13 protein-coding genes are annotated in these 14,384 nt (G+C 64.9%); 5 read left to right on the forward strand and 8 right to left on the reverse strand.

Features of this window, described 5'->3' with window-relative positions; genetic code table 11:
* Nucleotides 1-3: 3 nt before the first annotated feature.
* The 4 genes from AC1RWL_RS17735 to AC1RWL_RS17750 all read left to right on the forward strand — a co-directional run bounded on the left by AC1RWL_RS17735 (nt 4) and on the right by AC1RWL_RS17750 (nt 6,628).
* Nucleotides 4-2,064 carry a M3 family metallopeptidase gene (locus AC1RWL_RS17735; protein WP_493095431.1) on the forward strand — a complete coding sequence of 687 codons (2,061 nt, stop codon included), beginning with the start codon at nt 4-6 and terminating at the stop codon, nt 2,062-2,064.
* A 317-nt stretch (nt 2,065-2,381) separates the two neighbouring features.
* Nucleotides 2,382-3,944 carry an alkaline phosphatase D family protein gene (locus AC1RWL_RS17740; protein WP_493095430.1) on the forward strand — a complete coding sequence of 521 codons (1,563 nt, stop codon included), beginning with the start codon at nt 2,382-2,384 and terminating at the stop codon, nt 3,942-3,944.
* Nucleotides 3,945-4,090: 146 nt separating this feature from the next.
* The gene (gene typA, locus AC1RWL_RS17745; RefSeq protein WP_493095429.1) at nt 4,091-5,917 is read left to right on the forward strand and encodes a translational GTPase TypA; all 1,827 of its coding nucleotides are present in this window, start codon (nt 4,091-4,093) and stop codon (nt 5,915-5,917) included.
* Between the two features lie 204 nt (nt 5,918-6,121).
* Nucleotides 6,122-6,628: a GNAT family N-acetyltransferase gene (locus tag AC1RWL_RS17750; protein WP_256119449.1), complete on the forward strand. Its 507-nt coding sequence runs from the start codon at nt 6,122-6,124 to the stop codon at nt 6,626-6,628.
* Between the two features lie 33 nt (nt 6,629-6,661).
* Here the strand turns inward: AC1RWL_RS17750 and AC1RWL_RS17755 are convergent, their stop codons facing one another.
* Nucleotides 6,662-7,276, reverse strand: a complete 615-nt coding sequence (locus tag AC1RWL_RS17755) for a hypothetical protein (protein WP_493095428.1) — start codon at nt 7,274-7,276, stop codon at nt 6,662-6,664.
* Nucleotides 7,277-7,413: 137 nt separating this feature from the next.
* Here AC1RWL_RS17755 and ppa point away from each other — a divergent pair, with 137 nt between their 5' ends.
* Complete coding sequence (gene ppa / locus AC1RWL_RS17760) at nt 7,414-7,947, forward strand: inorganic diphosphatase (protein WP_256119447.1); 534 nt, start codon at nt 7,414-7,416, stop codon at nt 7,945-7,947.
* A gap of 87 nt (nt 7,948-8,034) precedes the next feature.
* Here ppa and AC1RWL_RS17765 read toward each other — a convergent pair whose 3' ends face one another.
* From AC1RWL_RS17765 to hemC, 7 genes are all read right to left on the reverse strand, one after another.
* The gene (locus tag AC1RWL_RS17765) at nt 8,035-8,328 is read right to left on the reverse strand and encodes a YggT family protein (protein WP_256119446.1); all 294 of its coding nucleotides are present in this window, start codon (nt 8,326-8,328) and stop codon (nt 8,035-8,037) included.
* A 96-nt stretch (nt 8,329-8,424) separates the two neighbouring features.
* On the reverse strand, nt 8,425-9,141 hold the full coding sequence (locus tag AC1RWL_RS17770; RefSeq protein WP_256119445.1) for a glutamine amidotransferase: 717 nt from the start codon (nt 9,139-9,141) through the stop codon (nt 8,425-8,427).
* A 3-nt stretch (nt 9,142-9,144) separates the two neighbouring features.
* Complete coding sequence (locus AC1RWL_RS17775) at nt 9,145-9,633, reverse strand: tellurite resistance TerB family protein (protein ID WP_493095427.1); 489 nt, start codon at nt 9,631-9,633, stop codon at nt 9,145-9,147.
* Between the two features lie 80 nt (nt 9,634-9,713).
* A complete protein-coding gene (locus tag AC1RWL_RS17780) occupies nt 9,714-11,321 on the reverse strand; it encodes a heme biosynthesis protein HemY (RefSeq protein WP_493095426.1) in 1,608 nt (535 codons plus the stop codon).
* A 13-nt stretch (nt 11,322-11,334) separates the two neighbouring features.
* Nucleotides 11,335-12,606 (reverse strand): COG4223 family protein, encoded by a 1,272-nt coding sequence (locus tag AC1RWL_RS17785; RefSeq protein WP_493095425.1) that lies wholly within the window; start codon nt 12,604-12,606, stop codon nt 11,335-11,337.
* Nucleotides 12,607-12,704: 98 nt separating this feature from the next.
* Nucleotides 12,705-13,430 (reverse strand): uroporphyrinogen-III synthase, encoded by a 726-nt coding sequence (locus AC1RWL_RS17790; protein ID WP_493095424.1) that lies wholly within the window; start codon nt 13,428-13,430, stop codon nt 12,705-12,707.
* 3 nt (nt 13,431-13,433) lie between these two features.
* Complete coding sequence (gene hemC, locus AC1RWL_RS17795) at nt 13,434-14,363, reverse strand: hydroxymethylbilane synthase (protein WP_493095423.1); 930 nt, start codon at nt 14,361-14,363, stop codon at nt 13,434-13,436.
* Nucleotides 14,364-14,384: the final 21 nt, after the last annotated feature.

Raw genomic sequence — 14,384 nt, forward strand, 5'->3', positions numbered from 1 at the left:
CCCATGACCGAAACGCGCATCGATCCCGCCCTCGTCGAATGGACCGGCCTCAACGGCCTGCCGCGTTTCGATCTCGTCAAGGACGAGGCCTTCGCGGCGAGCTTCGATGTGGCGCTGGCGTCGCACGAGGCGGAGATCGACGCGATCGCCGGCAATCCGGAGCCCGCGACCTTCGAGAACACCATCGTCGCGCTCGAAACCGCCGGCGATGAGCTTTCCCGCGTCTCGGCGCTGTTCTGGAGCCGGGCGGGCGCCAACACCAACGACGTGATCCAGGCGCTGGAACGCGAGATCGCGCCAAAAATGTCGCGGCACTATTCGAAGATCGGCACCAACGCCGCGCTCTTCCAGCGCATCGATGCGCTGTGGGAAGGCCGGGAGGCCCTAGGGCTCTCGCTGGAGCAGACCCGGGTGCTGGAACGGCACTGGAAGGGTTTCGTCAAATCCGGCGCCAAGCTCGAAAAGCCCGAGCAGGAACGGCTCTCCTCGATCAACGAGACGCTGGCCGGTCTCGGCGCGAAATTCGGCCAGAACGTGCTCGCCGACGAGAAGGAGTGGGCGCTCTATCTCGACGAGGGCGATGCGCTCGATGGCCTGCCGGATTTCCTGAAAGACGCCATGGCGGCGGCGGCGCGGGAACGCGGCCATGACGGGCGCTATGCGGTGACGCTGTCGCGCTCGATCATCGAGCCGTTCCTCACCGCCTCAGCACGGCGCGACCTGCGCGAGCAGGCCTTCAGGGCCTGGGTGGCGCGCGGCGAAAACGAGGGGGCTACGGACAATCGCGGCATCGTCAAGGAGACGCTGACGCTGCGCGCCGAAAAGGCCGGCCTGCTCGGCTACGAAAATTTTGCGGCGTTGAAGCTCGACAACACGATGGCGAAGACGCCGCAGGCGGTGAACGGCCTCTTGATGCAGGTCTGGGAAAAGGCTGTGGCTCGGGCGCGCGAGGAGGAGGCGGAACTTGCCGCCCTTGTCGCGGAGGAAGGGCGCAACCACGAGGTCATGCCCTGGGACTGGCGCTATTATGCGGAAAAGCAGCGCTCCCGGAAATTCAACTTCTCCGAGGCCGAACTGAAACCCTATCTCCAGCTCGAAAAGATCATCGAGGCCTGCTTCGATGTCGCCGAACGCCTGTTCGATATCCACGCGATCGAGAAGAAGGATGTGCCGGCCTATCATCCCGACGTGCGGGTCTTCGAGATCCGCGATCGCAACGACAAGCTTGTCGCCATGTTCCTTGGCGATTATTTCGCCCGTTCCTCGAAACGCTCGGGCGCCTGGATGAGCTCCTACCAGAGCCAGCACCGCCTGCCGCTCAAGAATGGCACGGTCGGCGAAATCCCGATCATCTACAACGTCTGCAATTTTGCGAAGCCTGCCGAAGGCAAGCCGGCGCTGCTGTCGCTCGACGATGCACGCACGCTGTTCCACGAATTCGGCCATGCGCTGCACGGCATGCTGTCCGACGTCACCTACCCCTCGGTCTCCGGCACCGGCGTGTCGCGCGATTTCGTCGAACTGCCCTCGCAGCTCTACGAACATTGGCTGACCGTGCCGGAAATTTTGACGCGTTATGCGGTGCATTATCAGACGGGCGAGGCGATGCCGCAGGCGCTGCTCGACAAGGTGCTTGCCGCCCGCACCTTCAATTCCGGCTTCGCGACGGTGGAGTTTACTTCCTCGGCGCTGGTCGACATGGCGTTTCATACGCGCGGTCCGGTGGAGGATCCGATGGCGGTGCAGGCAGAGGTGCTGGACAAGATCGGCCTGCCGAAATCGATCGTCATGCGCCACGCGACGCCGCACTTCCAGCACGTCTTCTCCGGTGACGGTTATTCGGCCGGCTATTATTCCTACATGTGGTCGGAAGTGCTCGACGCCGACGCCTTCGCCGCCTTCACGGAGACGGGCGACGCCTTCAACCCGGCCATGGCCGAACGGCTGAAGACCTACATCTACGCCGTCGGCGGCTCCGTCGACCCGGAAGACGCCTACAAGGCCTTCCGCGGCAAGCTGCCGAGCCCGGAGGCGATGCTGGAGAAGAAGGGGCTGGCGGCCTAAACCCTTTCTGGAGACGGGCACACAACCCACCAACGTCATCCTCGGGCTTGACCCGAGGATCCACATCCACGGCGTGCCGGTGGGTGGATGGTCGGGTCAGGCCCGACCATGACGGAGGAGAGGTTGTGGCTGTGGCCGGAAACCTCCGGCATGGGTGCGGTTGCTTCCCCTGGCAACCGCTCGCGCCACCTCGCACCGTCATCCTTCCGTCACCGAACTTTCGGCGAAACGTCATGCTCCCGTTACCGGACTGACATGGCGAAGACTCATGGTCTGCCCGCCTGGCGTTTCGATTCGCGGGTCAGGCCGGAGGTGGCATGGCGATTGTTCCCGAGACGCTGACGCGGCGCTCGTTTCTTCTGACTGCGGGGGCCGGCGCGCTGGCCACATCCTCGGCGCTGGCGGTTCCCTATTATGCGCGGCGGCATGGCAGTCCGGCCTTCTCCCACGGCGTGCAGTCCGGCGATGTCGATTGTTCCTCCGGCGTGGTCTGGGCACGAACCGACCGGCCGGCGGAGGTGGTGCTCGAATATTCGACCACCGAAAGTTTCACCAATGCGGCCCGGATGCCGGTGCAGAAGGCGCTGGGGACGTCCGACAACACGGTCAAGGCCATGCTGCAAGGCCTGCTGCCGGACCAGGATATTTTTTACCGCTTCACGGCGAATGACCCCTATTCCAGCCATCTCGTCTCCGAGCCGATCGTCGGGCGCTTTCGCACGGCGCCGATGCGCAATCGGTCGGTGCGCTTCGTCTGGTCGGGCGATACAGCCGGGCAGGGCTGGGGCATCGACGATGTCGGCATGAAGACCTATTCGACCATGCTGCGCCACGAGCCGGATTTCTTCATCCACTCGGGCGATACGGTCTATGCGGATGGCCCGATCCCGGACGAAATCCCGTTGCGCGATGGTGGGGTCTGGAAGAACCGCATCGTCACCGACGAGAAGCGCAACGTGGCGCGCACGCTGGAAGAATTCCGGGGACAGTGGAAATACAATCTGCTCGATGAGCACCTGCTCGCCTTCAACAGCCAGTGCCCGACCTTCTTCCAGTGGGACGACCACGAGGTGCTGAACAACTGGTCGGAATCGAGCGATCTCACCGGGGACCGGCGCTATCCGGACAAGGAGATCGGCGTCTACGAGGCCCGCGCGCGGCGCGCCTTCCATGAGATGACCTCGATCCGCTATTTCCCCACCGAGCCCGGCCGCATCTTCCGCAAGGTCGCCTATGGGCCGCTGCTCGACGTGTTCTTCGTCGACCTGCGCTCCTATCGCAGCCCCAACCAGGGCGGCACGGAGAACGGCCTGTTCGGCTGGCGGCAGGCGGACTGGTTGCGGCGCGAGCTTGCGGCTTCACAGGCGGTGTGGAAGGTGATCGCCTGCGACATGCCGCTCGGCCTCGTCATCTGGGACGATTATTCCAACAGCCTCGGCTACGAGGGCGTGGCGGACGGGCTGAACGGACCGCCGGCGGCGCGCGAGCGGGAAATCGCCGACCTGCTCTCCTTCATGCGCGACAATGCTATCCACAATGTCGTCTGGCTGACGGCGGACGTGCACTATACCGCCGCGCACCACTACGATCCGTCGCGGGCGAAATTCCAGGAGTTCAATCCGTTCTGGGAATTCGTCTCCGGCCCGCTGCATTCCGGCACTTACGGCCCGAAGCCGCTCGACAGCACCTTCGGCCCCGAGGTCCGCTTCATCAAATCGTCGAAGGGCGGCGTCGACAGCAATCTTCCGCCGTCCGCCGGCCTGCAATTCTTCGGCCTGGTCGACATCCACGGGGCGAGCGAAGAGATGACCGTGCGGCTGATGGACCGGGAGGACCAGGAGCTATGGCGGGTCACGCTGCCGCCGGTGCGCACGTCGTGAGGTGTGGCATCCGGGCGAGCCTTGAGCCGGAAGGATAACAGAGTTGCGTCCCGCCCCTTTCGCAATTGCGGAAAAACATGTAAGAGCCCGGCCATTGAAGACGGCGCCCTCATACCCTGCGCGCCCCGAACCTCAGAGATTATACCATGTCCATCCGCAATATCGCGATCATCGCGCACGTCGACCATGGCAAGACCACGCTCGTTGACGAGCTTCTGAAGCAGTCCGGCTCGTTCCGTGAAAACCAGCGCGTCGCCGAACGCGTGATGGACTCGAACGACCTCGAAAAGGAACGCGGCATCACCATTCTCGCCAAGGCGACCTCGGTGGACTGGAAGGGCGTTCGCATCAACATCGTCGACACCCCCGGCCACGCCGACTTCGGCGGCGAAGTCGAACGCATCCTCTCGATGGTGGACGGCGCGATCGTTCTCGTCGATAGCTCGGAAGGCCCGATGCCGCAGACCAAGTTCGTGGTCGGTAAGGCCCTTAAAGTTGGTCTGAAGCCGATCGTCGCGATCAACAAGATCGACCGTCCGGACGGCCGTCACGAGGAAGTGCTGAACGAGGTCTTCGATTTGTTCGCCAATCTCGACGCCACCGACGAGCAGCTCGACTTCCCGATCCTCTACGGTTCGGGCCGTAACGGCTGGATGAACGTCAACCCGGAAGGCCCGAAGGACGAAGGCATGGCGCCGCTGCTCGACCTCGTGCTGAAGCACGTTCCGGAGCCGACGGTCGCCGAAGGCCCGTTCCGCCTGATCGGCACGATCCTCGAAGCCAACCCCTTCCTCGGCCGCATCATCACCGGCCGCATCCATTCCGGCTCGATCAAGCCGAACCAGGCCGTTAAGGTTCTCGGCCAGGACGGCAAGCTGATCGAAACCGGGCGCATCTCGAAGATCCTCGCCTTCCGCGGCATCGAGCGCACGGCGATCGATGAAGCGCATGCGGGCGACATCGTCGCGATCGCCGGTCTCTCCAAGGGCACCGTCGCCGACACGTTCTGCGATCCCTCGGTTAGCGAAGCCATGAAGGCGCAGCCGATCGACCCGCCGACCGTCACCATGTCCTTCATCGTCAACGACAGCCCGCTCGCCGGCACCGAAGGCGACAAGGTGACGAGCCGCGTCATCCGTGACCGCCTGTTCAAGGAAGCCGAAGGCAATGTCGCGCTGAAGATCGAAGAGGCCGAAGGCAAGGATTCGTTCTACGTTTCCGGCCGTGGCGAACTTCAGCTCGCCGTGCTGATCGAAACGATGCGTCGCGAAGGTTTCGAACTGGCCGTGTCGCGTCCGCGCGTCGTCATGCACAAGGACGAGAACGGCACCACGATGGAGCCGATCGAAGAAGTCGTCGTCGACGTTGACGAAGAGCATTCGGGTATCGTCGTGCAGAAGATGTCCGAGCGCAAGGCCGAGATGACGGAGCTTCGTCCGTCGGGCGGCAACCGCATTCGCCTGAAGTTCCTGGCGCCGACCCGCGGCCTGATCGGCTACCAGTCGGAACTGCTGACCGACACGCGCGGCACGGCTGTCATGAACCGCCTGTTCCACGACTACCAGCCCTACAAGGGTGCGATCGGCGGCCGCGTCAACGGCGTGCTGCTGTCGAACGCGTCGGGCGAAGCCGTTGCCTATGCCATGTTCAACCTCGAAGACCGCGGCCCGATGATCATCGAGCCGGGCGAAAAGGTCTATGCGGGCATGATCATCGGCATCCACACCCGTGACAACGACCTCGAGGTCAACGTGCTGAAGGGCAAGCAGCTCACCAACATCCGCGCCGCCGGCAAGGATGAAGCCGTGAAGCTGACCCCGCCGATCCGCATGACGCTCGACCGCGCTCTCTCGTGGATCCAGGACGACGAACTGATGGAAGTGACGCCGAAGTCGATCCGTCTGCGCAAGATGTTCCTCGACGCCAACGACCGTAAGCGATTCGACAAACAGCGTGCCGCCGGCGCGGCATAAGCGCTTCTTCCCGAAATGAGACATTTTGAACCCCGGTGCCTGCACCGGGGTTTTTCATGTGTGTGCCATCGTTTTACGACTTGTGACGTTTGTTAAAAAAGCGTTAACTTTTCCGTGTGCCATACGGAACTCGCCTGTGGGGAAAGAGAGACTTCTCCTGCCGCGGGATTCCGGTGGAATCGGTGCCGGAATAAGAGTCGTGTTATGAAAACACTGTCGATCGATGTGCGGCGCGCCGAGCCGCAGGACGCGCGCGCGATATCCGAAACGCATCGGGTGTCGTGGCTGCAGGCCTATGGCGGCCTCATTCCGCACAAACCGCTGATCCAGATGGTCGACCGCCGCAACGAGACCTGGTGGCGCAAGGCGACGCGCGGTCCCGCGACCCTTCTGGTGCTCGATGTCGCGGGCACCGTGGCGGGCTATGCCACGCTCGGCCTCAACCGCGCCCGTGCGCTGCCGCAGGAAGGCGAGATCTACGAGCTTTACCTTCGCCCGGAATACCAGGGCATCGGCCTTGGCCGGCTGCTGTTCGGAGAGGCGCAGCGCCTGCTGAAGTCGCTCGGCTGCAACGGCATGATCGTCTGGTGCCTGGAGGACAGCGAGCACGCCGACCGCTTCTTCCGCTCCGCCGGCGGGCGCGACATTGCCGAAGGCATGGAGAATTTCGGCGAGAAGGAACTCAAGAAGGTCGGTTTCGTCTGGTCCTGAAGCCTCCCGATAACGGCAGGCGCTAGCCGAGACCTATTCGGTTTTCTGCGGCAGATAGCGCATCGGCTCCCCGGCGAGTTTTCCGCGGGTGCCATGCCATTGCGGCTCGCTCTTGCCGCAGGTGAAGCCGGATGCCTCTTCGTCCGCTACCGTGCGGGCAAGCGTGTTGGCATCCTTGTTCTCCAGCGCATCGACATAACCGACGACGCAGCTTGTCGGATCTTCCGCCGTCGCCACCGTCGAGACGACGAGGACCTGGCCGTAGCGCGTGGTGGTGTCGCTCGTCGTTTCCGGATCGGAGACGAACCAGCGCACGATGGTGGCGATAGGCGCCCCATCCGCGCCGAGCCGCCATTCGACCTTTGCATTGGTGTGGTTGAATGGGCCGAAGCTCTCGAAGGCCTCGTCGAGCCAGACCTTGCCGATCGGCCCATAGGCCTGGCTTTGCCGGAGGTCGCCTTCCTTGAAATAGACGCCCAGGTCCTTGTAGCCGGCGCATTTCATCGTGATGCTCGGGCCTTCGTCGGTTTGCGACAGGGTCTCGCAGGCGTCGAGATTGCGCTCGGTATAGGTGCTTTCATTGGCCAAGGCAGCCGTGGCCGAGGCGGCGGCAAGCGCGGCGGCGAGAACGAGGTGTATCGGGCGCATCTGTAATCCTCCGGGTCCTTTTGGAGACGGCGGACCGGGCCGGTCTATTCGGCCTGCGGCGAAAGTCATGTTGCGCTGCAACGGGATTCGCATTAGGAAGCCCGCAAACAAACCACCGCAGTTCAGGGAGCCCCTCCATGCGTATCGATGCGATTTCCGTTGGCAAGAACCCGCCGGACGACGTGAACGTCATTGTCGAGGTGCCGGTCGGCGGCCACCCGATCAAGTACGAGATGGACAAGGAAGCCGGCGCGCTCGTCGTCGACCGTTTCCTCTACACGCCGATGACCTATCCGGGCAATTACGGCTTCGTGCCGCACACGCTGTCGGAAGACGGCGACCCGATCGACGTGCTCATCGCCAACACCCGCCCGCTCGTTCCGGGCTGCGTGATCAATGTGCGCCCGATCGGCGTGCTGGTCATGGAAGACGATGGCGGCAAGGACGAGAAGATCATCGCCGTGCCGGTACCGAAGCTGACGCGCCGCTACGACAAGGTCGCCAACTACACCGACCTGCCGGAAATCACGCTCAAGCAGATCGAGCACTTCTTCACGCATTACAAGGATCTGGAGCCCGGCAAGTGGGTGAAGATCGCCGGCTGGCAGGATGTCGACGTCGCCAAGAGGATGATCCTCGAAGCCGTCGCCCGCTACAACGAAGGCAAGTAAGCGCTCCCAGCGCTTCGCACCGTTCGACAAAATCCTCCGGGTCGCCAGCGATCCGGAGGATTTTCTTTTCTGGCTACTGCTGCTGGCTCAGGACAGCAGCGCCGGCGCCAGCACGGTGCGGATCACCTGTTCCAGGAAGAACAGGATGACGAGCACGACGAGCGGCGAGAGATCGACGCCACCGAAATTCGGCAGGATGCGGCGGATCGGGCGGTAGATCGGCTCGGTCAGCTGATAGAGCGAGCGGCCGATGGTCGCGATCACCTGATTGTTCGCGTTGATGACATTGAAGGCGTAGAGCCAGGAGAAGATCGCCGAGGCGATCACCAGGAACCACGCTATGTTGATGATGAACAATAGGGTGTTGATGACCGCTATCATTGATGTCTCCAATTGGTTTCGTGCTGACATGTAGCCATTGCGGGCGCAGCCAGCAAGGCCGCGCGCCGGATGCGCCGCCAACATGTTTAATTGCCGTCAGTCTTCGTGGAAGATGCGGTCGAGGAAGGACGTCATCCAGAGGCGCAGCGCCGCATCGTGCAGCAGGCGGCCATCGAGATGGGCGCGGCCCATCTGGGCGCCCGGCAGCTCGAAGCGGTGTGCGCCGCGCACGACCCAGCGATGCATCATGGCGAGCGTCAGCTCGCCGTGGAACTGGATGCCCCAGGCCTTGTCGCCATAGCGGAAGGCCTGGTTTTCGTAGTGATGGCCGGTCGCAAGCAGCGTGGCGCCGGACGGCAGGTCGAAACCTTCGCGGTGGAACTGGTAGACCATTTCCGGCCAGGGCAGCAGCGCGGTGCCCGCCTCCGTCGCCTTCAGCGGATACCAGCCGATCTCGGTCCAGCCTTCTTCATGGCCGAACACCCTGCCGCCGAGATTCTTGACCAGCATCTGCGCACCGAGGCAGATGCCCAGGAAGGGGCGGTTTTCTTTCAGGGGCACCGACAGCCAGTCGATCTCTTCCCGCACATAGGGCTCGTCGTCGTTGGCGCTCATCGGCCCGCCGAAGACGACGGCGCCGGCATGGTGCTCAAGCGTGGCGGGCAGGGGATCGCCGAGCACGGGGCGGCGGATATCCAGCGCATGGCCCATTTGCTGCAGGATCTGGCCGACGCGGCCGGGGCTGGAGGTCTCCTGGTGCAGCACGACCAGCACGGGCGGCCTGCGGCGCGGTTTACGGGGGAAATCGAGCATGGCTCAGGCTTCGTCCTCTCCTTCTTTCTCCCCCACGGCTTCCACCCGTTCGGCCACTTGCTGCCGCTTCATGATGCGCTCGCGGCCCGAGACGGCGAGCAGGTCGGCAATGCGCCAGATCGCGTGATCCTCCATCTCGCTCCTCTCGCCATCCGCATAGACGATTTCCCAGAGCAGGCCGATCAGGTCGACGCGCTGGTCCTCCGAAAGCTGGCGCTTCAGTTCCGAGGTAAAGCGGAAGAAGTCGATCGCCTCGCTCTCGGCATCGGTACCGGCGGCAACGAGCGCGTCGAGCTCGGCCTCGTCGACGCCGTAGAGCTCTTTGAAGCGGGCGCGTAGCGCCTTCTTCTCGATCTCCAGCACTTTGCCATCCGCCTCCATCACCTGGATGCAGAGCGCGATGACGGCGACCCGCGGGTCGTCGGCGGCAAAGGCCGGTTTGCTTTCGCCACCGGAAAGGCTCGCCAGAAACTGCTGCAAGCGTTCGAACATCGATTGTCGCCCCGTTTACCCTCAAGCCCTTTGAGCATGCCCATCACGTCCAGCAAACCGTTGCTTCGCCGGACGTGTTCTCAGAACAAGCGGAAACCGCTGGTGCCGTCCCGTTTGACGGCGCCTTCCTTGACGCCCGGATCGTCCGGCAGGCCGAAGAACGGTCGTTCTTCCTCCTCGGCCACCACGGGTTCCGGCTTCGCCTTCGCCTTTTCCGCGACGATGATTTCCTTCACCGGGGCCGGTTCGACGACGCTCGCCACGACCACCGGCTTTTCGGCTTCCTTCGTCTCGACCGGTTCGGTCCTGACGGCCGGCTTCGCCTCGATGGCGAGCGGCGGCAGGGTGCGGATCGCCTCGTCGACGCTGTCCGTGGAGCCTTCCTCGATCGGCCCCTGAAGCTCGCTCACCGGCGTCTTCCATTCGAAGGCGTCGAGTCGGCCGGTGACGGGCGAGATGGCGCGCCATTCCGGTGCGGTGATGCCGTCGGCGGTCCAGGCCGGATCGCGCGGCGCCTTCAGCGCCTGGTTCATCCAGTGGCGGATACGCCCCTGGTCGCCGGTCTCGGCATCCTCGATATCGGCGAGCAGCAGGAAGGCGCTTTCGCGCGGCGAGAGACGCGCAGCGGCTTCGGCCTTGGTGCGGGCAAGGGCGAAGTCGCGCGTCTCAAGGGCTGCCTCGGCGACGGCATAGAGCGCCTCGGCATTGTTCGGCCGGATGGATTCGAGCTTCTCCGCCCGCTTCAGCCGGTCGATCGCGGAATCGCCGCTGCGGGCGCGCACGTAAAGTTTCGCGACATCGCCATGCGCCGTGGCCTTCCAGAGCTTTTCGAGAATGGAGGCCGCCTTGCGCAGGTTGTCTTCGCGCAGATAGGCCTTGGCGGCGATCAGGCCGGCCGGCACGAAGTTCTCATCGAGCTTCAGCGCGTGCTGGGCATCGTCGCGCGCACCCTTCGGGTCGGCATCGAGCTTTGCGGAAGCGCGTGCGGTGAGCAGCACGGCCCGGCGGCGGGCATGCGCCTTCTTTTCCTCGGCCGAGCCGGAGCGGCCGTCGCCGAGCAGCCGCAGCGCCTCGTCCCAGTCGCCGGCCTCGGAGCGGTATTCGAGGGCCGCTTCGGTCGCCCAGGGAAGCTGCGGCGCCTTTTCGGCGGCACGCTCGGCATATTGCCTTGCGGCCTCGTTGGCGCCGAGGCGGCGGGCTTCCAGGTAGAGGCCGCGCAGGCCGAGTTCGCGGGTTTCGGGATCGTCGGCCATCAGTTCGAATTTTTTGCGTGCGTCGTCGTAGCGGCCTTCGATCATCGCGGCCTGCGCTTCGAGCAGGTGGATGAGCGGCTCCTGGTCGGCGCTGAGAAGGCCCTTGGTGCGGCCCAGCATTTTCCGGGCACCGGCGGCATCACCCGCGCCGGCGGCGATCAGGCCGGTCGAGAGCGCCTGGTAGCCACGGTCGCGCTTGCGGGCGCGGAAAAACCGCTGGATCGAGTGCGGCGAGGTCCAGACCACGCGCACGATCCACCAGGTGAACATGACGGCGGCGATCAGCGAGACGACGAGCGTGGCGGCGACCATCAGGCTCATATCGGCCCGCTGGCCCTGCCAGATGATGGAGAGTTCGCCGGGACGGTCGGCAAGCCAGGCAAAGCCTGCCGCAAGAGCCAGTACAAAGAGGGCGAAGACCAGAATGCGAATCATGAAGTCTTTCTCCTCAGCCCTGGTTGCCGGTGGTCGTGGTGCCGTTCATGGCGCCGGAAACCACGGCGCCGATCAGGCCTTCGACGGCCACACGCTGGTCGAGCGTGCGCTTGTAGTCTGCCGCCGCGGTCTGGCCCACCTCCGGCAGGGTCTGCCATTCTATCTGCGCGCCCTTGAAGTCGCCGTTCTGCAGCTTGGTCTCGATGCGCGCGACGATCGCCTCGGGTGAATCGCCTTCCACGATGCCGACGGGGCGCACGCGGATTGCCGAGGCGGCGCTCGACATCAGGCGGTTGAAGATGCCCTGGTCGCCTTCCGGCTGGTGCACGGCATCCAGAATGGCATCCGCCGTCTTCTGGAAGTCACGCACGAGATCCGAGCGCGACGGCACGCCGATGGCGGCCTGTTCGCGCAGGCCCGCAACGGACGGGTCGTCCGGCGAGATGCTGGCGAAGGCTTCCAGTTCGGCAAGATAGGGGCCGCCGCGGTCGATCGCGGTCTTGAGGGCGCTTGCGGCGACGGCGCGCGCCATCGCGATGTCGCTGCGCGGTTCGTCGAGTTTCTGCTCGGCGGCGGCGATGCGCTCGGTCAGCTGGCTTTCGGTCGAGCTCACGGCCGCAATGGCCTCACGCAGGGCCGCAAGTTCCGTCGTCAGCCGCGTCACGTCGCCTTCGAGCTTGGTGACGGTTTCAGGTGCTGCGCCGGTCGCGCCCGTGCCTTCGGCCGTCGATTTTTCGAGCGCGGCGATCCGCGTTTCGATCGGCTGGAGATCGACCGGGCTTGCCGTGCCGGCCTCGGAAAGGCGGGTCTTCAGCGCCTCGACCTCGTTGGAAAGGGCGGAAACGGCGCTGGTGTCGCCGGCCCGGTCGGGGCCGAGTGCGGGCAGGTAGCCGCCATATTGCAGGCTGCCGGCGCCGAGAAGCGCGATCAGGCCGCCGAGAATGCTGGCGGCAAGCGTGCCCGCATTGCTTTTCTGCGGGGGCGGCGGCGTTTGCGCGCGCACCGGCTCCTCATAGGTCGCGCGGGCGGGCTCCACCGGCTCCTGCTTTTCCTCGACGATGGGTTCGGGCTCGGCGGCGACGGTCTCTTCGGTCACGGTTTCCGTGGTTTCCGTCTCGGTCGTCGTCGTTTCCGTGGGCTCGGCGTCCGGTGCCGCTACGTCGGCTTCCGGCTTTTCTTCGGCGGCGAGCGCCTCGTTGCTGACGGAGGCCGGAACGGCTTCGAGGTCGATCGTCACGGGTTCGTCGCCGGCTTTCTTGCGACGGGACGGGGTTTCCGGTTCCATGGCGACCTCCTGCTATTCATGTGCACTGCACTAAACCTAGACAGGGAAGGCGGCGAGGGAAAGACCCCGGCGGCAGATTCATCCGCCGGCACTTGCGGCTATAGCAGGTCGAGCAGGCTTTCCTCGTTGGGCGAGGAGGCGACGACCGTCAGCGCCGCAAAACGTTGCGGCACGGCCTTTGCGACATTTGCGCTCATGCAGAGCATCAGCGTCGAGAGGAACCGTTCCGGGATTTCGGCAAGCGGCGGCAGTTCGAAGAAGGCGCGCGCACTTTCGCGCGAATAGAACAGCACGGCATCCGGCACCGGGCGCAGCAGGGCTGTTTCCGTCGCCGTGCGCCGGGGGATGATCGGCACCATGCGATAGGCTTCGACGGTGCGAAACGGAATGCCCGCTTCCGTCAGCCGGGTTTCGAAGCTGCGCGCGCGGGGCAAGCCGGCGAGGTAGAGGATCGGCTCGGCGGGCATGCCGAAATCGCGGCAATGGGCGACGATCATCTCCGCGAGGTCCTTGCCGTCGCCGCCGGGGGTGAGCACGGTGCGGAAACCGGCCTCTTCCGCGGCATGGGCCGACGCCTGGCCGACGGAAAAGATGGTCGTCAGCAGGTGGCGGTCGAGATCGTCGCCGATCTTGCCGAACAGGCGGGCCACTTCCGCGCTGGTGATGGCGATGGCGGAATGGCGCTCGGCAAGCGCTGCCTTCACCGCGTTTATGTCATGTTCCGGTTTGGACAGCGACAGCAGGACCGTCTCGTGCCCCAGGGCCACGAGCTTGCGCGCCGTGCGGGTGGCTGCGGGCTCCGGGCGAAGAACGAGAACGCGCACGGATCAGCCCCAGCTTTCGAAGAAATCCGCTCCCGCTTTGTCGCGGATAGCCTGCCCCGCCGCTGCGCCGAGCCGCTCGGCGTCACCCACCGGGCCGCTCGTTTCGATTTCATGGAACTGGCTGCCGTCGGGCGTGAGAATCATGCCACGGAACTGGAGGTGCTCGCCCTCGACGGTCGCGTAACCGGCGATCGGCGTGCGGCAGGAGCCGTCGAGCGTGCCGAGGAAGCCGCGCTCGCAGGAGACGGCGGCGCGGGTTGGCCGGTCGTCGATGGCCGACAGCAGCGCGTCGATGCGTGCATCGCCGATGCGGCTTTCGATGCCGATCGCGCCCTGCGCCGGCGCTGGCGGGAAGGACACGGGATCGAGGATTTCCGTCGGCACGTCGAGCTTGCCGAGGCGCTTCAGGCCGGCATAGGCGAGCAGCGTCGCATCCGCCTGGCCTTCGGCGAGCTTGGCCAGACGGGTCTCGACCTGGCCGCGGAAGACGATGACGTTGAGGTCCGGCCGAAGACGCTTGATAAGCGCCTGGCGGCGCAGCGACGCCGAGCCGACCGTGGCGCCCTTAGGCAGATCCAGTAGGCGGGCGGCGGAGCGGCCGATGAAGGCGTCGCGCATGTCCTCGCGCGGCAGGAAGGCGGAGAGATAGAGGCCGTCCGGCAGCTTCGTCGGCATGTCCTTGGAGGAGTGCACGGCGAAATCCAGCTCGCCCGAGGACAGCTGCGCCTCGATCTCTTCCGTGAACAGGCCCTTGCCGCCGATCAGCGCCAGCGAACGGTCGGTGATGCGGTCGCCCTTCGTCGAGAGCACGACGATCTCGAACATCTCTTCCGGCAGGCCATGGGCGGCCATCAGGCGTGCGCGGGTCTCGTGGGCCTGGGCGAGCGCCAGCGGGCTGCCGCGCGTGCCGATCCTGAAAGGTTTTGTTTGCATCCGCCTTGATCCGTTGTTACC

Source organism: Shinella sp. GW821-FHT10F02 (assembly GCF_058809275.1).